This window comes from Shewanella sp. 0m-6, from assembly GCF_052977325.1.
The window spans coordinates 72,868-93,786 of record NZ_JBRIMD010000016.1 but is presented as its reverse complement, the minus strand read 5'-3'; the positions used below and the strand labels follow the sequence as shown (position 1 = coordinate 93,786).

The following is a 20,919-nucleotide window of genomic DNA, read 5'->3' as shown; positions in this document are numbered from 1 at the left end:
TTAAGGAAGACCTGTCATGCAAACTCAAACTAAATTAGGTATTTCTGGACGCATTGCTAGCGCTTTTCAATCCAGTGCTATCACGCCATTATTAGCTCTGTTGGGCTTATTGTTTGGACTTTTTGCAGTCTTAGTCACGCCCAAAGAGGAAGAACCCCAAATCGATGTGACCTTTGCCGATGTGTTTGTGCCTTTCCCCGGCGCAACACCACGCGAAGTCGAGAGCCTGGTTACTTTGCCAATCGAACAGGTGATCTCAGAAATTAAAGGTATCGATACCCTCTATTCGTTTTCACAGCCAGACGGCGCACTGTTTATTGTGGTATTTGAAGTCGGAATTGAGCGTAATGACGCCATTGTGAAATTGTACAATCAACTCCACTCTAACCTCGACAAATTCCCCCTAAAGGCGGGTGTCGGCGAGCCACAAATTAAGCCTCGTGGAATTGATGATGTGCCCATTGTCAGCCTCACCCTATGGTCCAAACAGCCTCAAGTCTCTGCTGAGCAACTCACTCATATTGCCAACGGCTTAGAAACTGAAATTAAACGTATTGCAGGTACCAGAGAGATTAACTCGGTAGGCGAGCATCAGCTGACACTAAACGTCAGAATTGACCCGCTGAAGATGAACTATTACGGTGTTTCTTTTGATGAAATAAACCAAAGTCTCAGTAGCAACAACCACATTTCGATGCCCGCCTCTCTCGTACAAGGAAACCAAGAAATTAAGGTACAGGCAGGCCAATTCCTACAAAATATTGAAGATGTAAAACAGCTAGTCGTTGCGGTTAAACAAGATAGCGGCGGTCAAGCGGCTCCTGTTTATCTTGCCGATCTGGCGGATATCACCCTTAAATCAAACATTCCGCTAAAAAGTGCCTGGCATGGCGATAAGCAAGATATTTACCCCGCGGTGACCATCGCCATAGGTAAACAGCCAGGCAAAAATGCGGTCGATGTTGCCAACGCAATTTTAGATCGCGTCAATCAAGTTGAAAATGTCCTGATCCCTGATGGCGTAGAGATCAGCGTATCGCGCAATTATGGTGAAACCGCAGGCGACAAAGCCAATACCCTCATTTTAAAGCTACTTTTTGCCACAGCTGCTGTCGTCATCCTAGTGTTGATAACCATGGGCGTCAGAGAAGCGATGGTCGTCGGCATTGCCATTATCATCACGCTAGCACTGACCTTGTTTGCTTCTTGGGCCTGGGGGTTTACCCTCAATCGCATATCGCTATTCGCGTTGATTTTCTCTATCGGGATTTTAGTCGATGACGCTATCGTGGTGGTTGAAAATATTCATCGGCATATGGCAATGGGTAAACGTTCTTTTGCAGAGCTTATCCCTGTTGCCGTTGATGAGGTCGGAGGCCCCACCATCTTGGCCACATTTACCGTTATTGCAGCGCTACTGCCAATGGCCTTTGTATCTGGATTAATGGGGCCCTATATGAGCCCTATTCCCATCAATGCCAGTATGGGCATGCTGATCTCTCTTGCCGTCGCATTTATGATCACTCCTTGGCTCAGTAAAAAACTGCTTAAACACAAGCATACCGACCCCAATATGCCACAGCCAAGTGAAAACAGCGGTGCGATGTTTACCCTGTTTAACCGCCTTATTGGCCCATTTGTGCTAGGTAACAATGCCCGCAAAGCCCGTTTTGGCTTAGCCGCGGCCATATTTGTGCTTATCGGGGCGGCTATTGCGCTCCCCATTGGCAAACTCGTGGTGTTAAAAATGCTACCGTTTGACAATAAGTCAGAGTTTCAAGTCATGGTCGACCTGCCAGAAGGCACGCCCGTTGAACAAACCCAAAAAGCCTTGAAGGAACTCGGCCGCTACCTCAATCAAGTTGAAGAGGTGGCAAGCTATCAGCTCTATGCAGGTACAAGTGCCCCCATGAACTTTAACGGACTTGTGCGTCACTACTTCCTACGTCAAACCCAAGAGCTAGGTGATATCCAAGTGAATTTGGTCGATAAGAAACACCGCGACCGCGATAGCCACAGTATTGCCTTATCAGTGCGAGAGCCACTGCAAGCCATTGGCGCTAAATATAACGCCAATATTAAAGTGGTTGAAGTGCCACCAGGCCCACCGGTATGGTCGCCTATTCTTGCAGAAGTTTATGGTCCTAGTGAAGCGATACGTGAGCAAGCTGCAAACGAGCTGCTCGGCGTATTTAAACAGACCAAAGATGTGGTCGATATCGATATTTATCTGCCTGAATCCGCCGCTAAATGGCAAGTCATCATCGACAGAACAAAAGCGAGTTTACTCGGCGTACCTTACAGCCACATTGTTGATTTAGTTGCTACGGCTGTTGGTGGTAAAGATATTAGCTATTTGCATAAAGCGGATCAAAAACGCCCCGTCCCAATCAACATCCAGCTACAAGAAGGTACCAAAGTTGATTTAGACCAAGTCCTTAATTTAACGTTGCGCGGCCATAACAATCAAGCTATCGCGTTATCAGAACTGGTCCGCATCGACAAAGGTAATATTGATAGCCCCATTATCCATAAAAATATGATCCCAATGATCATGGTCGTCGCTGATATGGCGGGACCACTCGACAGCCCTTTGTACGGTATGTTTGATATGGTGGGCCAAATCAACGATGAGCAAGGCTTAGGCTTTGAGCAGCACTATGTAACCCAGCCAAATGGACTCGATAGCGTCGCGATTCTTTGGGATGGTGAGTGGAAGATCACCTACGAAACGTTCAGAGATATGGGGATTGCCTATGCCGTTGGAATGATCGCCATCTATTTCTTGGTGGTCGCCCAATTTAAATCATACATTGTACCATTAATTATTATGGCGCCTATTCCATTGACTATTATCGGTGTCATGCCTGGGCATGCATTACTTGGTGCACAATTTACCGCAACATCTATGATTGGCATGATTGCGCTGGCGGGAATTATCGTACGTAACTCGATATTACTGGTTGATTTCATTCACCAAGAAACCGCCGCTGGCGTGCCATTTCAGCAAGCCGTTATCCACTCTGGCGCGGTAAGAGCAAAACCTATCATGCTAACCGCATTAGCAGCCATGATAGGTGCACTGTTTATTATCGATGACCCCATATTCAATGGTCTTGCGATAAGCCTTATCTTTGGAATTTTAATCTCAACCTTATTAACACTGGTTGTGATCCCCGTGCTGTATTACGCGGTGATGAAAAAGCGATACTTAAAATAGTACTAAGATGTCATTCAACGTTAGATATTGGCGCTAACAATGCGCCAATGTCCTTATCAAAATCGATAACCGCTTAGCTGGTTCTAAAAAGGAGTTTCTATGTCTATTGAACGCGCCATTATGGCATTTGCAGGGTTTATGGTTTTAGTATCTTTAGCCTTAACTGTTTGGATTAACAATAATTTTATCTGGCTCACGGTTTTTGTAGGAGCTAATTTATTTCAAAGCGCCTATACTGGATTTTGTCCGGCAGCGATGATATTGCGTAAGTTTGGCTTCAAATCAGAAGCAGAGTTAGCGACTGCCAATCAAGATTAAATAATGATAAATAAAGGTATATTGATGAGTAACGCTTTTAATTTGCAGCAAAAACAACCAAAAACAATGACATGGTTGCTAGGCCTAAGCTTACTGCTAATCATGTTTAGCACGTTGACCATGGCCGCAGACCAAGACCCTAAGGTCACTTGGCAAAAAATTGAAGCCGGCGCCTTAGTGGTGGACGTTCGTACCCCTGAAGAGTTTGCTCAAGGCCACCTACCAAACGCCATCAATATTCCTTATCAGCAAATCGATAGCGCATTTGCAAAACAACAGATCGCCAAAGATCGCTCAGTCGTTGTCTATTGCCGTAGCGGTAACCGCAGTGGCATCGCTAATAAAATGTTAGTGAGCGAAGGTTATACCAATGTCTATAATGGCGGCGGTTATCAAATGCTGATGAGTAAACAGCATTAGTTTCTAATAAATCGAAAATAACCGTTAAAGAGAGCCTTATGGCTCTCTTTTTATTGCTTAAGGATATTGTCAATTCAATCCCTAAAGATCTACCACAAATAAACTGATATAATTAGTTCATTCTAGTAAGTACGAACAAGACGGCTCCAACAAGACTATGACCCAAGCAAACAACCCACTTCACGGCATAAAGCTCGAAGATTTATTAACAGATCTTGTCGACCATTATGGTTGGGAAGAGTTAGGCAGCCGTATTGATATCCGCTGCTTTAATCATGATCCAAGCATTAAATCGAGTTTAAAGTTTTTGCGTAAAACGCAATGGGCAAGAGATAAAGTAGAATATCTTTATCTAAAAATGAATAACTTACCTTTGCCTCCACCTAGGGACTATGACGCTGTGATCTCTGTTACTAAGCCAAAGAAGTCGCAAGAGCCACTACCTGAAGCGAATGCCAAGATTTGGGGCAAGTAACCTGTGTAACATGCAGTACAATATATCGGTTTAGTGATTAAACCGATATATTTCAATTCATAGGCCAAGCTAAGCCAAAGTCATTTGAATTTATAGCCTTAAGCCTCTATCTCTTAAATACTCTAGCCATTCCATTCGAGTGCGCTGCGCTTATCATAAGCCGCTATCTAAATGGGGAACTCAAAGATTAAGCGCCAAACCTCTATCCCATCGCCCTTACGATAACTCAAGCCAAAACGTTTAATATTAATCAGATCCCAACCTACCGGTTTAGAAAAAGCCAGAGTGGCACCAACTTCAAAACTATTCGCCACCAGCACGTCTTCTTCAAACGGGGTGGTAAACTTCAATTTATCAAAGTACCAATAGCCAGCAACAAAGAACCGCGGTTCAACCTCAACACCTTTGACTTGAAAGTAGTAGTTAGTGCCAATATCAATGCCTGACTGCACCGCAGAATATGACTCACTCGCGCCATCATGCAAGGTGTTATAACCCGCAAAGAATACCCGATTAACCCATTGTGGATGGGTATTGCCCAGCTCAAAATCAAGCAGACTCGACATCCCAGCCGAATAGATGACCACATCATTACTATTGGTAAAGTTAGTACCAAAACCGAGATCGGCATAGGTCTGGAATTCATGAGTTTCAGACGTTTTAATCCGATACTCCAGCCCAGGGGTTACGGTCAAGGTTCCCACGCTTGATGGCAACTCGCCATCAGGTAAATCACTCCAGGTAAAGTTAAAAAAACCCATGGAAACCGGCGTTCTGAGCACTAAGGACTCAGTCTCTGAGCGCTGTAGATCAAAACTAATAGGAATGTTAGCCACAGTAGCATTTTGCCCGGACGTTCGATAAAGACCGCTGCCTAGATAATTAGCGAATGCGTAATGACTGTAATCAGTCTCTGCCTGAGCAGGCACTATAATCAAAAGAGGTAGAATTGAAAGGTAACGCAAACGGGCCATAAATTGATTTTAAACTTAATTAAACTCTAATCGATAGCCCGAATATAGCGGTATAGCAGAGTAAAGCCAAGAAAATAAAGACTTTACTAAAAGGTATTAATCTTGTTTTGCTTCAGGATCCACTTCAGTAAAGTGGTACTCAGACATCATGTGACCCAACTCGGTCGACTTTGTCTTGAGGTAACCTTCGTTATAGCGGTTTTTACCCACTTGCAGTGGCACTCGCTCAACGACCTCTAAGCCAAAACTTTGCATCGCTTTCACTTTTCGAGGGTTATTGGTCATTAGACGTACTTTTGCGACACCAATTTTTTCCATCATAGGAATGATCATGTCATATTTACGCATATCGGCTTCAAAACCTAAGCGTTCGTTCGCTTCAACCGTATTAGCACCTTGATCTTGTAGTTCATAGGCACGGATTTTATTCAGTAAACCAATACCACGCCCTTCTTGGCGTAGATAAAGAATAAAACCTTGGCCTTCTTCAGCCACGTTTTGCATCGCCGTTTGTAGCTGAAAACCACAATCGCAACGCAAACTAAATAGCGCATCACCGGTTAGACATTCTGAATGAATACGCCCGAGGATTGGCGCGTCTGGAGAAAATGTACCAAAGGTAAGCGCGACGTGCTCTTTACCTGTCTCACTATCTTCAAAACCATGCATTTCGAAAACACCCCAAGGGGTGGGTAATTTTGAAGACGCGATGTATTTAATCGACATGAAAAAACCTTAACGACAACTCTCATTCCATGAGACTGCAAACGTCCTGATAAAGAAAATAAATGCTTGAGACGATACTCTTGCTAGCTCAAATATTCAATCAGTCTATGGCTTAAAGCATTCTCTAATCGGCCATAGACTTAACTTGAGCAAGCATAAGCCCAGTGCTTAAAGATAACCTTGAAGCGGCTCACTAAATCAATAACTAAACGCGCTTAAAACTCTTTTGGCGCAAAGCCTGTGACTTGCTTAATACCCATTTCACGACCTAAAGCCGTCATTGGGTGAACCACAACCAAACCTTTAACAGACTTTTTCAACTTACCCATGTCTGCCTGCTCGGCTTTAGTTAATACACGGCTAAACTGAAGACCCGTAACCGTGCCGCCTTGCTTGCTTAACTCGCGTGTTTGCTGAGCTTTAACAGCGCTGATCCGTTTAGTCATAGCTGCAATTTCTTGCTTAAACTGTATGATAACAGTCGGATCGGTACGCTTTTCAGCTGCTGCTAGCTTACGACGAAATTTGTCTAACTTATCGTTGAGCGTTTGCAGCTCCTGCTTTAAATTCATTTACAGACCTTAAATTCAAATCTAATTTACACGTTTAGAAACAAAAACAGCCTCAGTTAACTGACGCTGTTTTGTCATTATTGCCACATTATAACAGTATATAAGCCAATTTAACCTAGGTTTATAGCTAAACAACTGACAAGTTACGTTAGTAATATGCTCAATCTACCTGAGATAATGGATCTCTTGGTTACTACTGCCCTTAAAAACTAAGCTGGGGTCGGCAAGTGACTGCTCAAACTTACCATCAATCACGACATTGACTAAGTCGACAATTTCCTGCTGCTGAGCCGTTAAACTGCCTAAAGTGTAGCCAGTCCATAGCCAAATATCTTTACCAGGGCATTGCTCCCTCACCTGCTTAACTAGCGACAAAATTGCTGTCAGGTTTGCAGGAAACAGAGGGTCGCCACCGGATAACGATAATCCACGGCGTTTAATACGTTCATCATTTAAGTCATCAATAATACGCTGTTGCATCTGTTCATCAAAAAGGTGACCAGAACAAGGGTTCCAGGTGGATTGGTTATAACAACCACGACATTGGTGCTCGCACCCCGACACGAAAAGGGTCGCACGAGTACCGGGGCCATTAATTACATCTGTCTGATAGTATTGATGATAATTCATATTAAACTCGTTTCAGCTAGAATTTTGCTTTAACTAGAAAACAAAAAGGTGCTGAACACAGCACCTTTTATGTACACAAACCCAATATCTACAGGCTAAGCCATTTGCATGCTAAGCCCCTAGTATTTTTATTATAAATGCTTAACGCGGCGCTTAACTTCTTCTTGCTTACCATAGTTAAACGGTCTTGCATCTGGGCTACCTAAATAACCACATACACGGCGCGTCACAGACACACGGCTTGGTTCATGGTTGCCACACTTAGGGCACGTAAAACCTTTACTAGTACAGCTAAACTCACCGGTATAGCCACAGTCGTAACACTCATCAATAGGCGTGTTAGTACCGTAATATGGCACTCTGCTAAAACTGTAATCCCATACGTTCTCTAACGCTTCTACGTTATTTTGCATGTTAGGGAATTCGCCATAACAGATGAAACCACCGTTCGCTATCTCTGGGTATGGCTGTTCAAAATCAATCTTATCGTAAGGGTTCACTTGTTTTTCAACGTCCAAATGGAAGCTGTTTGTGTAGTAACCCTTTGCGGTAACGCCATCAACCACACCAAATATCTTGGTATCAAGTGCGCAGAAGCGGCTACACAAGTTCTCACTTGGCGTGCTGTACAGGCTGAATGCGTAACCTGACTCTGCTTTCCAGCTGTCGGTGGCTTGTTTCATGTACTTAATAACCGCAATGGCTTTTTCACGTAGCAGTTCGCTGTCGTAAACATGCTCGTCTGTGCCATAAAGCGCATTAATAGTTTCATGCAGACCAATATAGCCTAATGAAATTGATGCACGACCATTTTTGAAGATCTCAGAAACATCATCATCAGCTTTTAGACGCACACCACACGCACCTTCCATATATAGGATAGGGGCAACGCGCGCTTTAACACCTTCAAGACGAGAGATACGAGTGTCCAAGGCCTTACGGGACATGGCTAAACGCGCATCTAAAATACGGTAGAACTCTGCTTCATCACCTTTTGCTTCAAGCGCAATACGTGGCAAATTCAAACTCACAACACCTAAATTGTTGCGGCCTTCATGCACAAGCTCACCATCTTGCTCAAAGGTTCCTAAGAAACTACGGCAACCCATCGGCGTCTTAAATGACCCTGTCACCTTCTCAACTTGTTCATAGTTAAGAATATCTGGGTACATACGCGTGGTAGCGCACTTAAGTGCCAACTGCTTAATGTCGTAGTTACAATCGCCGGTTTTATGGTTAATGCCATCGCGAATAGCAAAAACAAGTTTTGGGAATACCGCTGTTTTACGATTTTTACCTAAACCTGCAATACGCACTGTCATCATAGACTGCTGAATTAAGCGTGATTCCCAAGAGGTACCTAAACCGAAACCAAAAGTCACAAATGGGGTTTGACCATTTGCAGTATGTAGTGTGTTAACTTCATACTCTAATGACTGAAATGCATCGTGACACTCTTTTTCAGTTTGCGCAGTGGCAAACGCTTTTGCGTCGGTAATGCCCCAATTAAGCGCTACCTGGTAGTGCTTGTCGTAACTCTTCGCCACAAAGGGTGCCAATACCTCATCGATACGGTTAATCGTTGTACCGCCATAGATGTGGCTTGCCACTTGCGCAATAATTTGTGCGGTCACTGCAGTCGCGGTAGAAATTGACTTCGGGGTTTCAATTTCAGCATTACCCATCTTAAAGCCCTGAGTTAACATGCCGCTTAAATCAATAAGCATACAGTTAAACATCGGGAAGAATGGCGCGTAATCTAAATCGTGGTAGTGGATCTCACCAGACTCATGTGCGGCAACGACATCTTTAGGCAAAATGTGGCATTTTGCATAGTGCTTAGCCACGATACCCGCAAGCAGATCGCGCTGAGTTGGGATCACTTTAGAGTCTTTATTAGCGTTCTCATTCAACAAAGCCGCATTGCTTTGCTCAACTAAACCACGGATCTCTTTATTCAAGCGGCTGCTAACTTCACGATTGATATCTCTATCGTGACGGTATTCGATGTAAACGCGCGCCAAAGATTTATACGGCCCTTCCATGAGCAAGTTTTCAACGGTGTCTTGCAGATCATGGATATTAACTTCTGCTAACTGCGAAACACTTTCTCTCACATTTTCCGCAATCTGTTGTGCATATTCAGCGCACTCAATACCTGCCGAGTTAGCAGCTGCTATCACGGCGTCTTTAATCCTTGTTTCGTCAAAAGGCGTACGGTAACCATCCCGTTTAATAACCACTGGCATTGTATAAATCCTCTTCAGCTCGCTCATCAAAGCAACACTATATATAGTGCTACTTTTTCAATAAATCACAATATGTGGCGCATTAAGCTATAAAATAACGATAAGTACTTTGATCCAGATCATCATTTTAAAAGAGGAAGACAATAAGAAAACAGTTCTGCCTACAAAGCCACTGATCTCAAATTATGGCCTTGACGAACTCATGTAAGCGGGCTAGTGACAGTATAATTTAGGTATAAATTGTGGATAAAAATAGGCAGGTAAAATTCTTTATTCATTACGTGTGCCGCAACTTATTGGAAGCTTTAAAAAAGGGCGAGCGACAAGTAGCAATTGATCCTTCTCTTGCAGAAAGAATCCAGCTCAAAATGTATTCTCAACTACAAAAGTAAAATCACACATAGATAAATACTAATGCCTTTTGGCTAATGCAAGGTAGCTATTGAGCTGACCATTTTCTTGCTGATGTTCGCCAGTCATTGCAGCGAGCTGCATCAACGATTTCAACCCTTGATACTGGTTCTGTTGCACTTCCGTCAATGGCCTTTCAGATTGTAACAAGTCAGTAATTTGGCTCGAAACCCGGTTAGCCTTTTGTGCAACTAAAGGAGATTGCGATACATCCATTGCCCCCATGACCCACTTCGCGTTGTCTAGCAGCTCGGCAAGCTCTCGGTCTTGTTCGCTATTGGTTAACATACTGCGCTGTTCATCAATAAAGTCAGATAAAGGCTGCACTTCTGCTGGCGGGATGTCGAAACCGCTATTAGATAATCGGTTGAGCTGGCCTTCGCTGAGAATGCCATCTTGATAAAGACGTTGAATAAGGGACGGTAATTGTGCCGAAGTAAATTGGCCTCCTTTGAAGAAATCGTTAGCCATCGCCTCGATTTTCTGTGCTCTTTCTGCACGGCCAGATAATACCAGCGTATTATCATTTTTTGTCAGCTCCGTCGTTTCAGCTTGAGGCGCTGTCGCTCCTAGTGCAGCGACAGCCCCAGCACCGCCAACATTTGACTGGCCACTATTAACGCCATAAGTGTCTGATACCTGAGCATTACTATTAACTGCATTGCTGATACTGCTGAGTGGATTCATCGTCAAAAAGCCGGCGTAAAGAGAGTATAGGGATCTCTAAAGCATTTAACGTGCCGACTTGTTAACTAGAAAATCAACTGGTCATTTTTGCGTCAACGCATGGGTTAAGGACAAACATAACGTTCTAAGTTGTTCAACTTGCTCCGGGTTCATATCAACCTTTGCTAACAAGGTTTGTTTGAGCGCCAAGGCTTCAAGCTTAAGGCTATGACCGGCATCGGTTAACGCTATCACCTTTTTACGCTCATCGGTTTCATCAGCCAGTCGCTTTAGAAAACCTTTAGTCTCAAGTCGCTTAACGATAGGGGTCAACGTCCCCATATCGAGCCGGGTCGATTGTGATACCAGCGTCAAGCTTACTCTGTCTTGTAGCCATAATGACTGCATGACTAAATATTGTGGGTATGTCAGCTCATATTGCTCCAATAACGGACGGTAAGCTCTCATTAAGGCGTTGTTAGCCGTATAGAGCGCAAAGCAGACGTTATCAGAAAGACAATTGTTAGACGTGTCGTTTGAGTCGTTGTTGGTCACTGCTACTACACTTAGGCAAGTCAAAATTTTACTAATTTTAACTCACATCAGGTGTCAAAACTAGCTTACACCACTTTTATTTGCGAGCAATTATTTTGCGCGCAAAGCATTTGCAAAATGTATAAAGCTTTACTATGATGCATTCAATTACTTTGCGCGCAAATAAAATAAAGGAAAGATATGAAATCTCAAATCATTCAACTTAAGTCTCGCCCTGAAGGCATGCCAACAACTGACAACTTTAACCAAGCAGAACTCACTCTAGCTGCTATTAAGCCCGGTGAATTTCTGGTGAAAAATCTTTGGATGTCTGTCGACCCCTATATGCGTGGACGCATGATTGACAGAAAGAGCTATATTGCACCTTTTGAGCTAGGTAAAGCATTAGAAGGGGGAGCGATTGGTGAGGTCATTGAATCACAACACCCTGACTTTCCTGTTGGCAGCAAAGTTAACAGCATGTTTGGCTGGCGCAGCCATTTTATCACCGACGGCACAGAGATAACTCGCCTGCCTGATACACCTATTTGTGAGTCGCATTTTCTTGGTGTCTTAGGCATGCCTGGTATGACAGCTTGGACGGGCCTTAATCGTATTGCAGCGCTAAAACAGGGTGAAACACTCTTTGTATCAGCTGCATCTGGCGCGGTAGGCAGCGTAGCGGTGCAAATAGGTAAACTGATGGGCGCACGTGTTGTTGCCTCTGTCGGTTCAGATGAAAAAGCCCAGTACCTTAAAAGCTTAGGTGTTGACGCTGTCATTAACTATAAAACCTGTGGTGATTTAGATGCCGCTCTTGGTCTGGCTGCACCTGAAGGAATTGACGTCTATTTTGAAAATGTGGGCGGTGAGCACCTCTTTGCAGCACTTAACCATATGAAAGATCATGGCCGAATTGCGGTATGCGGTATGATTGCCCAATACAATGATACAGTGCCGACACCAGGACCTAGTAACCTAGCGCAAATCATCATAAAGAAGCTAAAGATTGAAGGTTTTATCGTATTTGAGCACTGGGAGCACTACGGCGACTTCGCTGCGCAAATGGGTAAATGGCTAGCAGAAGGTAAGGTGCAAGCTGAGCAAACGATATATGAAGGTTTAGACAATGCGCCTGATGCCTTTATTGGCTTGTTTGAAGGCAAAAATCGCGGAAAAATGGTTGTTAAACTCGCTTAACGTCTTTGGTCAATAAAGCGAAATAAAACTGAGAACAAAGACTGATGAAAATGTCACAAAAAAGGCGCTAACAGCGCCTTTTTTATTTCTTTTACTTTAGCACCAAAGGCTATTAGCCCCCGTGCTGTACCAAAGCAGCTTCAATCAAATGGGCCACCTTTTCGACAGCAGCTTCACCAGCAGCAATCGCTTCTTCCGCTCGATGGAACTCCATGGTGCCTATGTTGCCCATATCTGGCACGATACAGATATCCGGTGGATCGCCCATCAAACGGGCTCGCTTATGACGCCCTTCTAAAATTTCCATCGATTGCTGCATGACTGCTAGCATACCAGGGTGAGGATTATGCGCTGCACCGCCCTTACTCCCTAATGAAAACTTATCGGTTAAGCCGGAGATATAACCACGCCCACGAGCTAACAGATCGGTAAAGCCTTTATCTTGATGCTGCTCCGCCTCTTGCTCTTCTTCCACTGTCGGCTTATTGCTTTTCATATTAATGGGTAAAACTTGCATACGACCACGGCGAAGCCCATGCAGATCGACTGCAATAACGAGATCTACGCCCATCGCGCGGCTCACCGAAACGGGCACGGGGTTAACAACAGCACCATCGACTAACCAACGTTCGCCAACTTTAACAGGAGGCAAAATACCCGGCATAGAACAAGATGCTCGAACGGCATGCCTTAAGTCCCCTTCTCTAAACCAAATTTCTTGACCAGAATAAAGGTCAGTTGCAACGGCAGCAAACGGCTTTTTTAAATCTTCAATTTGCAGGTCGCCAATGCGCTGCTGCAACACATCAAACACACGCTCGCCACCAATAAGACCACCACGGCCCCAACTGATATCCATCAGCCCAAGTACATCCCAGCTGCTAAAACTGCGCACCCAGCTCTCAAGCTCTTCTAAATGGTCATTGGCGTAAGCTGCGCCAACTAAGGCTCCAATTGAGCAGCCTGCAATTTTATCGGGATAGATCCCCATTTTGGCTAGACCGTTAAGTACACCAATATGCGCCCAACCTTTTGCAGCTCCGCTACCTAACGCTAAACCTATTCGTACTGATTGTTTGTTTGTAGACACGTTAAAATAACTCCATAGGTCAGCTTGAAACTAGACGCTTCAACTCAATGCCAAAGCGCCTGCTATCAACTTGTAAACATCACTCGACGTCACTAAAATTTACGTCAAGCTAGATAAGTACTTAATCAATTTGTACTAGATAACACCCATCGTATAGTCAACTGAGAAAATGGTTAATCGGCGACACTAGACGAAGGTTATTCCTAGAAGGCTAAGCATTTTAGCAGAAATCTCTCCACTTGAAGAACAAAGTTGACGGGTATTCGTAGCGCATTGGTAAATCTGTAGGTTATAATGTGCGGTCGTATCATTTAAGGAGTACACCTTTGCAATTTACCGATTTCGCACTGGATCAACGTCTGTTACAAAGTCTTAAGCACATGGGCATTGACACCCCAACAGAGATCCAGGAGCAAGCCATTCCTGTCGCCCTTGCAGGCAAAGATTTAATGGCGTCGTCTAAAACAGGCTCAGGTAAAACATTAGCCTTTTTGTTGCCAGCGATGCAAAGACTGATTTCGTGTAAAGCATTGAGTAAACGTGATCCTCGCGTGGTCATTCTATTACCGACCCGAGAGCTTGCCACTCAAGTGTACAGCCAGCTGCGATTATTAGTTGCCAATACCCAGTTCAAGGCAACCAAAATCTTAGGTGGTGAGAACTTTAATGACCAAGCTAAAGCCTTAGCCCGTGATCCACATTTTGTTGTGGCAACACCAGGCCGTTTAGCTGACCACCTAAAACAACATCATCTTCACCTTAACGGCCTTGAACTGCTGATTTTAGATGAAGCTGACCGCATGCTAGATCTGGGCTTTGCTGAGCAGTTGAAGCAAATTAACAACGCGGCAGACCATAAGCGCCGTCAAACCTTAATGTTTTCTGCCACCTTAGATCACGGCGATGTAAACGACATTGCCAACGAGCTATTGAAGTTCCCAGAGCATGTCGCAATTGGTGCCAGTAACTTAGAACACAAAGATATTACTCAACGTATCTTCTTATGTGATCACTTAGATCATAAAGAAGCTATTTTGACTCGTATTCTAAAAGAAGAGCAGCAAAAGCAGATCATCATCTTTACTGCCACAAGACAAGATACTGACCGTTTAGCGACAAAGTTAGCGGCTGAAGGTTTTAAAACCGCATCGTTAAGCGGCGAACTAAAACAAAACGCGCGTAACCAAATCATGGATGAGTTTAGCCGTGGCTTGCAGCAAATTTTGGTGACGACAGATGTAGCATCTCGTGGACTGGATCTATTAAACGTATCATTAGTGATTAACTTTGATATGCCTAAGTTTGCTGAAGAATATGTTCACCGTATTGGCCGTACTGGCCGTGCTGGCGCTAAAGGCGATGCTATTTCGCTTGTTGGACCTAAAGACTGGGTTAACTTTACTCAAGTACAAACCTTCCTAAATAAGACCTTTAGCTTCAGCGAGCTTGACGGCCTTAAAGCTAAGTTCAGTGGCTTAAAGGCTAAGGCAGTAAAAACGTCTAAAGCAAAGCCTGCTGCAACAGCGAAAAAGAAAGCCGCCACAGCTAAGAGAAAGTCGACAGCCAAAGCTGCAGCTAATCGCGATAGACGTTTTGCCACTGGCGTAGACATAGGCGATGCACCAATGCTTAGAAAACCAAAATCTAAGCTACAAGATACGCCTGAAGACTAAATTTGCTTATCTTGATGTTTAGCACTCTGATGGTGCTAAACCGTTCGCAATTCATTTAAGCTAAAAAAGCCGCATTGATGATTATCACTGCGGCTTTTTTGATCCAACATAGTCAATCCCGCCCTTCAACATCACGTTTAAAATAGCTGTTTTCAGCAAAGCACATTCTGTTCGCAATTCTGAGACTACTAGAGTGACTAAAAGTCATTTAATCGCAGCATAAACCTCATTAAAACGCTGACCGTTTCGATAAATAGCGCTACAATATGCCCAATATTGTTTTTTTAAGGTTTATCATGAGAGTTTGTGGCGTAGAGTTAAAAGGTGGCGAAGCCATCATCAGTTTATTAAGTTATGAAGGCGAAACGTATAACGTGCCGGATTGCCGTCAAAAGTCGTTCGCGATTTCAAACTCAGAAAATGCTGAAACCATGCGTGATTTTCACTTTGCTTTTGGTAAGTTGATTGAAGACTACAAAGTCGATGAAATCGTCATTATCGAACGTGAGCAAAAAGGCAAAGGCGCTGGCAGCGTAACTAGCTTTAAATTAGAAGCCCTTATTCAAATACTGCCAGTCAACGTGACATTAGTGTCACCTGTTGCTATCAAAGAGCAGTTAAAACGCAATCCACCTCAGGTAGATTTCGAAGGCCTTGAGCTTAAGCGTTTCCAAAAGAGTGCATTTGAAGCAGCTTATGCATTCCATAATATGACGATTTACAAGACTGACGAAGAATAAGCACTATCGAAGTCAATCCTAATGGGCGCACTCAGAGCGCCCTTTTTTTTATCTCCACAGTCTCGTCCTCGAATATAAGTAAAGCATGCAAAAACTAACTTACCTCGCAGGTTACTCAAGCGAAATCCAAGCTCAAGTAGGCCAATTACTCGCTCAAGATAAACTCGGTGAGTTCCTCCTTAAACGTCATCCAGCGATCCACTCGGTACGCACTGACAAAGCCCTGTATGACTATACTATTGCGATTAAGAACCAATATCTGCGTAAATCTCAGCCCTTATCGAAAGTTATCTTCGATGATAAAATCTCCCTAAGTCATCAAGCCCTAGGATTACATTCTTACGTCGCTCGTAAACAAGGGGCAAAAATAAAAGCTAAGAATGAAATTCGCATCTCTTCTCGGCTTAAAAAAGTACCAGAAGGCTTACTGCGAATGGTTGTTGTACATGAGCTTGCCCATTTAAAAGAGAAAGATCATAACAAAGCCTTTTATCAGCTTTGCTGCCATATGGACGGCGACTATCACCAACTTGAGTTTGAACTAAGATTGCTACTCACCTTAATCGACGCGAAGCAAAACCCCTACACTTAATGGCACACATCCACATAGCGTGAAACTAAATGAAAATCGTTAACGATAATGATTTTCATTTAATCAAAATTCAATTACACTCTAGTTAATCAAGTGCTTAAACATTTCGAATAGTTTGGCGAACCGTGATGAGAGACGAGAATGAGTGATGATTTAATCAACAAACAGCAGAAATGTCGCCGAAAACTGGCTAAATATCAGCTAAAGCTCAGCCATTACTCAAAGCTTAAAGACAGCGAGATCTCGCTAAAAAAACGTGCCGCAAAGCTTTGTAAAGCACGCTTAAAAATCATCAAGTACCAGCTAAAACTTAAGCGCATTGAAACAAGTATTAGCAAATTCGCCGTTTACACTAAGCTCACGCCAGCCAATGATGAATTGCTTATTGCGTCCATGCTGCCCAAGCTAAATACCCACCAGCAAGCTGTTACTCAAGCACACTTGTATCGCCCCCATAAGAGCCAGCCCTGTAAAAGTTGTCCTGCACTTCGCGGCAAAGCCTGCTTATGTGCGATTAAAGTCCAGCAACGTAAGCAAGCCTAGATATGCCCTTCGAATGAAGGCTGATTACATTTTTGTGTTGGCGTTACTAAGTAGCTCCTTTGAACAGGTAATTTAGCGGTTATCAATCGCCTGCAGCGGGCGCTGGACAGGACGTCCGAATGTCGTGATCGCATGGTCAATGATGTTCCCTACATCATAATGACATTTCCCATATCCCTATGGGTCAGATGTGAAGGAACGACCTTATGTGCAGATACTGCTGAGGCCCGCTGCGAGCACAATCCCTGTACGCTCTGCGATGACAAACAACATCCATGTTTAAAGGCCAGTTCGGCATCCAGCCTCTCGTTCGAAAGCTTGATAACTTCGTTATCTCTCACCCTGTCATCGAAGCCCGCAGCTGTATCTACACAGGTAATTGGTGCCTTCATTTGGGCCGTATAGCGGTTTGTTGTCTAACACGGAAATGCCACTTTGCTTGCTAGGGATACAGCTCACCAGTTAACCGCAACATTGCTTTTCTTATTGAAGCTAGGATCCTGCACCCTGTTAAAAGGCGAAACGCTTGCGGATGACCGGCTAGGGATGCCAATTCGCCGATTTCAACTTACTGAATCATTTTCAGTCCATTTGGGTAATAAAGGTTTGCTCGTCATCCACAAAAGCCACAACGCCGCCGTGATAGATAAATACCCGACCACGCCCCTCAACTAGGCAGGCAAGCTGTGGGTTCAAATCTTCTTCGTTATCCTGGCTTTGAAATGTGCCGGTATCGGTGATTACGCCGCTGAGTGTAGGCAAATATCCATAAGTGCGCTTGGCTTGATCAATCAGGTTCAATTCGCTGGCGGTAGAGAAGCAAAAGGGGAGCGTACCGGCTTCTTCGATAAATAAAGTTTTCAGTTCTTCAAAAGCTGTAATCACTAGCCAGTCGATGCCGTTAACATGATGGATATACATAAAGTTTCTCGGTAATTCTGATGCGGAGATTCTATCACTATCAGGGGTAGAACGTAGTAGAGATTTAGTTGCTAAAGGCGGGGATTCTGTGCCATTTCCGGACATTGACTAGGCCAACTTGAAACACGCTTTTGCCCCTTTATCATTTAGAGTAAAGACTCATTCCTATTCGGTTAATGTGCTTTTACCCTACCTATGGTTATCCGAATTAATCCCATTTAGCAGTTTTGCCTCACAGAGCAATTTATCCTCTAAGCATAGTTATTAACCTATTGATTATAAATTGAAGTCATAAATGAAAGACGGCATTATGTTAGGATTAGAAGCGGCAGTTAGCCGTATAGAAAGTATTATATTGTTATTGGAGTTTAGCGTGAAAACTGATGAACTAATATATTCTATCCGTGAGCTTATCTCAGATGTTGCGATAGAAGTAGATCAAGATGCAGATCTTTATCCCATTATTTCTGTTGATAACAGCGCAGACTACAATTCTATCATTGATAGCCTATATCTATTGGAAGACACTCAATTAGCAATACAAGCGTTCCTTTCCCGTGATGAATCCTTATCATTTGGTGAAATTTACCTTTTTTTTTATGGTGTCTTTAACGCTGTTTATATGCAACAGCAAGCGTTGTTGGTGATTCTTCGAAAGATGAACTTAAAGTTCGATCCCAAGGAACTTAGAGATTGCAAAATCTTTGATTTTCGTAATAGCTTTGCTGCTCACGGCGCAAATAGGGGCGGACGAGATGTAAAGGAACATAGCTTTATTCTAGATCGACATGCCTTAAAGACGGGGAAAGTTTCTGGTTATTCAGCGAACCACGAAAGTGGTTTTGTCTCTCATGATTATCAAATCAGCGAGTTGATGAACGAATGGGACAAAATATTGCAGGTTCACATAGAGTTAGTTCACTCTAAAATCAGCATCAACAGTGAATTGACAATATAGCGTAACATTGGTGCCTCAAGGTAAATTAGACTATGGAAAGAAGACCAAGCAAATCTGAAGTGTTATTTATGAATTTGAAATATGACCACTTTTGTCTGCTTAGTCCTGCAATATATGCCAATTGTACAAAGGATATTTATGCCTAACTTTCTTATCGAGTTCTTTTATGTTTTAGCCTTATCTAAGAAAACACAGTGGGCATTAATACTTGGTGTGGTTCTTCACTTTGCTATTACTTTATTAGGGGAGCATATGGTAGCAAATTTAGAGCTTCAAGGTTCTATAAAGGTGCTAGATGAGGTGATTTCAAATAAGTTTCTTCGTAAATATGACAAAATAGCTTTATTCACTTTGGTTTCGTTTTGGGTGTTAGCGGTTAAGTTTTATATAAAAGACAAAAAGCGGCTCGCCTAATAGGCATATAACCAGAGACAACCAGTACTGCCATTGTTAATGCCCTGTACTTGTCGTAACTAAGTTTTGCCCTAAAACGAGTTATAAAGTTAAATTTTGCGGCTAACTGGAGCGAACAACAGATAAAGAGTACTCTTAAAAACAATTTTTAGTTTATTTAGTCGAGGTTAATTTGAGGTTTCCAAAAGAGCAAGATGTCTTTTTTCAAGCTGCAAGATTACTTGAGAAGATCAAATCAGATCCTGATGATTTGTTGTGCCTTCTTAAATTGCAGAAACAGCTAATTCGTCAAATAGTAAAAATAGAATCTAAAATTCGTAGAATTAAAAAAGCACAAAAAAGGCTAAAAAGTGCGAAATCATCTGTTGGGAAAAGGCAAAATCTTACAAGACAATTAAAAAAGCAAAAGGCACTTGAAATAAAGTCCCTGCTTGAAAGCTGTACAGGTAGGCTTAATGACTACAAACAGCTATTATTTTTATGGAGAACATTTGGCGATGCCATCGCAGGAATTTATCACTCAACATACAGTTTGAAACACTTGTTTTATGATGGTGAGTACAACCCTAAACAAGATGCAGGCTTTTTATCTGGTAAAGAAGGTTTTATTATAGAATATAAGACTTTAGTGTCAGGGCTCAAAAGAGGAGTGCCAGCTTTGTTGTGCGATTTAACGAATGTTGTTAGGCACGGCGACGTCTGTCTAATGGGAGCTGAAGAACCCTTTTTAATCGAGCTTAAGTCTTCCAAAAATCAAAATGCGCGAACTCAAAGGCAGATGGAGCAGTTAAAAGACCTAGGGAGTTTCTTGGCCACTGATGAGGCTAAAAATTTTAGAGGTGGGTTGAATACGAAGAGGGTTTCTCTTAGAAATAAGGAGGTCAATTATTTTGATAACATTAACTACTGCCTTACAACCGCCTTGGACAAAGGAGTTTGTTTAATAAAACCTGAAACTGGCTTGTCATACATCAGTTTCACTAGTCAGGCATTTGAAGAGCAAAACCATGAAATAATGAAAGCATTAGGAGAAGTTGCGAGCGAAACAACTATGCTAGTGACACTTACCCCAACAGAAACGTCGTTACCTTTACAGTCATTCGTTTTGTCATTTTCTGCGAAAAATGGATGTAACTTCATTCAAGAGAACCTGCACGTGTTAGCCATTATTGATATTGGTGAAATACAAAAACAATTCAAACAATTAGGTGTACACGCTGTGGCTTTAATGGATGGCGTTTATTCTTTTCAATTATGTTTTGATAAAAATGATTTGATGAAGGGCGCCTGTAGAGTTAGTGAACAGTTATTTTTAAGAATAGCTTGTGAGTTCCAATCCCTTAGTTGGTTTACAGAAGAACAAGCGCACCAATTAAAGCAGATCGGAGAAATGGATATTGATATAGATGAAGCTTCACATGGACGTTTTTCAAAACTTCCTGATGACTGGCTGAATCCGAAAGACTGTCTTGATATTTGAACTGTAAATAAAAAAAATAGTAAAAATAACAGACACTCAAACTCTGTTTCCTAAGAGTTTTAGCTTATTCATACTTATTTTATCTAGATCTTTAAATTTAGAGTTAAGTCGCC

21 protein-coding genes are annotated in these 20,919 nt (G+C 42.8%); 12 read left to right on the top strand and 9 right to left on the bottom strand.

Translation table 11 applies throughout. The features are described from left to right. The first annotated feature begins 16 nt into the window (after positions 1–16). The 4 genes from ACVBJC_RS13470 to ACVBJC_RS13455 all read left to right on the top strand — a co-directional run bounded on the left by ACVBJC_RS13470 (position 17) and on the right by ACVBJC_RS13455 (position 4,433). Complete coding sequence (locus tag ACVBJC_RS13470) at positions 17–3,220, top strand: efflux RND transporter permease subunit (RefSeq protein WP_447161283.1); 3,204 nt, start codon at positions 17–19, stop codon at positions 3,218–3,220. 99 nt (positions 3,221–3,319) lie between these two features. Continuing rightward, a complete protein-coding gene (locus ACVBJC_RS13465) occupies positions 3,320–3,538 on the top strand; it encodes a YgaP family membrane protein (protein WP_447161282.1) in 219 nt (72 codons plus the stop codon). 24 nt (positions 3,539–3,562) lie between these two features. Beyond that, complete coding sequence (locus tag ACVBJC_RS13460; RefSeq protein ID WP_447161281.1) at positions 3,563–3,958, top strand: rhodanese-like domain-containing protein; 396 nt, start codon at positions 3,563–3,565, stop codon at positions 3,956–3,958. Positions 3,959–4,115: 157 nt separating this feature from the next. Then, entirely contained in the window at positions 4,116–4,433 is a 318-nt protein-coding gene (locus tag ACVBJC_RS13455) for a VF530 family protein (RefSeq protein WP_447161280.1), read from the top strand. A 167-nt stretch (positions 4,434–4,600) separates the two neighbouring features. Here the strand turns inward: ACVBJC_RS13455 and ACVBJC_RS13450 are convergent, their stop codons facing one another. From ACVBJC_RS13450 to ACVBJC_RS13420, 7 genes are all read right to left on the bottom strand, one after another. Then, entirely contained in the window at positions 4,601–5,407 is an 807-nt protein-coding gene (locus ACVBJC_RS13450) for a hypothetical protein (protein WP_447161279.1), read from the bottom strand. 96 nt (positions 5,408–5,503) lie between these two features. Beyond that, complete coding sequence (gene ribA / locus ACVBJC_RS13445; protein WP_447161278.1) at positions 5,504–6,133, bottom strand: GTP cyclohydrolase II; 630 nt, start codon at positions 6,131–6,133, stop codon at positions 5,504–5,506. 215 nt (positions 6,134–6,348) lie between these two features. Further along, complete coding sequence (locus ACVBJC_RS13440) at positions 6,349–6,705, bottom strand: YibL family ribosome-associated protein (protein ID WP_447161277.1); 357 nt, start codon at positions 6,703–6,705, stop codon at positions 6,349–6,351. Positions 6,706–6,870: 165 nt separating this feature from the next. After that, the gene (gene nrdG, locus ACVBJC_RS13435; protein ID WP_447161276.1) at positions 6,871–7,335 is read right to left on the bottom strand and encodes an anaerobic ribonucleoside-triphosphate reductase-activating protein; all 465 of its coding nucleotides are present in this window, start codon (positions 7,333–7,335) and stop codon (positions 6,871–6,873) included. Positions 7,336–7,466: 131 nt separating this feature from the next. Beyond that, positions 7,467–9,584, bottom strand: coding sequence for an anaerobic ribonucleoside-triphosphate reductase (gene nrdD, locus ACVBJC_RS13430; protein WP_447161275.1), 2,118 nt, complete (start codon positions 9,582–9,584; stop codon positions 7,467–7,469). 411 nt (positions 9,585–9,995) lie between these two features. After that, on the bottom strand, positions 9,996–10,682 hold the full coding sequence (locus ACVBJC_RS13425; protein ID WP_447161274.1) for a hypothetical protein: 687 nt from the start codon (positions 10,680–10,682) through the stop codon (positions 9,996–9,998). Between the two features lie 81 nt (positions 10,683–10,763). Further along, the gene (locus tag ACVBJC_RS13420; RefSeq protein ID WP_447161273.1) at positions 10,764–11,216 is read right to left on the bottom strand and encodes a MarR family winged helix-turn-helix transcriptional regulator; all 453 of its coding nucleotides are present in this window, start codon (positions 11,214–11,216) and stop codon (positions 10,764–10,766) included. 180 nt (positions 11,217–11,396) lie between these two features. Here ACVBJC_RS13420 and ACVBJC_RS13415 point away from each other — a divergent pair, with 180 nt between their 5' ends. Beyond that, positions 11,397–12,395 carry an NADP-dependent oxidoreductase gene (locus tag ACVBJC_RS13415; RefSeq protein WP_447161272.1) on the top strand — a complete coding sequence of 333 codons (999 nt, stop codon included), beginning with the start codon at positions 11,397–11,399 and terminating at the stop codon, positions 12,393–12,395. A 112-nt stretch (positions 12,396–12,507) separates the two neighbouring features. On the opposite strand, the gene rssA is transcribed toward ACVBJC_RS13415, so the two are convergent. Beyond that, entirely contained in the window at positions 12,508–13,485 is a 978-nt protein-coding gene (gene rssA / locus ACVBJC_RS13410; RefSeq protein ID WP_447161271.1) for a patatin-like phospholipase RssA, read from the bottom strand. Between the two features lie 326 nt (positions 13,486–13,811). On the opposite strand from rssA, the gene ACVBJC_RS13405 reads away from it, so the two are divergent. The 4 genes from ACVBJC_RS13405 to ACVBJC_RS13390 all read left to right on the top strand — a co-directional run bounded on the left by ACVBJC_RS13405 (position 13,812) and on the right by ACVBJC_RS13390 (position 17,033). Beyond that, positions 13,812–15,158, top strand: coding sequence for a DEAD/DEAH box helicase (locus ACVBJC_RS13405; protein ID WP_447161270.1), 1,347 nt, complete (start codon positions 13,812–13,814; stop codon positions 15,156–15,158). A gap of 296 nt (positions 15,159–15,454) precedes the next feature. Beyond that, entirely contained in the window at positions 15,455–15,898 is a 444-nt protein-coding gene (locus ACVBJC_RS13400) for a DUF3010 family protein (protein ID WP_447161301.1), read from the top strand. A gap of 85 nt (positions 15,899–15,983) precedes the next feature. Then, on the top strand, positions 15,984–16,490 hold the full coding sequence (locus ACVBJC_RS13395; RefSeq protein ID WP_447161269.1) for a M48 metallopeptidase family protein: 507 nt from the start codon (positions 15,984–15,986) through the stop codon (positions 16,488–16,490). Positions 16,491–16,631: 141 nt separating this feature from the next. Further along, entirely contained in the window at positions 16,632–17,033 is a 402-nt protein-coding gene (locus ACVBJC_RS13390) for a hypothetical protein (protein WP_447161268.1), read from the top strand. A gap of 582 nt (positions 17,034–17,615) precedes the next feature. Here the strand turns inward: ACVBJC_RS13390 and ACVBJC_RS13385 are convergent. Further along, a complete protein-coding gene (locus ACVBJC_RS13385; RefSeq protein WP_447161267.1) occupies positions 17,616–17,954 on the bottom strand; it encodes a cytosolic protein in 339 nt (112 codons plus the stop codon). A gap of 295 nt (positions 17,955–18,249) precedes the next feature. Here ACVBJC_RS13385 and ACVBJC_RS13380 point away from each other — a divergent pair, with 295 nt between their 5' ends. The 3 genes from ACVBJC_RS13380 to ACVBJC_RS13370 all read left to right on the top strand — a co-directional run bounded on the left by ACVBJC_RS13380 (position 18,250) and on the right by ACVBJC_RS13370 (position 20,806). Continuing rightward, entirely contained in the window at positions 18,250–18,912 is a 663-nt protein-coding gene (locus ACVBJC_RS13380; RefSeq protein WP_447161266.1) for a hypothetical protein, read from the top strand. Between the two features lie 138 nt (positions 18,913–19,050). Continuing rightward, on the top strand, positions 19,051–19,326 hold the full coding sequence (locus ACVBJC_RS13375) for a hypothetical protein (RefSeq protein ID WP_447161265.1): 276 nt from the start codon (positions 19,051–19,053) through the stop codon (positions 19,324–19,326). A 172-nt stretch (positions 19,327–19,498) separates the two neighbouring features. Further along, entirely contained in the window at positions 19,499–20,806 is a 1,308-nt protein-coding gene (locus tag ACVBJC_RS13370; RefSeq protein WP_447161264.1) for a hypothetical protein, read from the top strand. Positions 20,807–20,919: the final 113 nt, after the last annotated feature.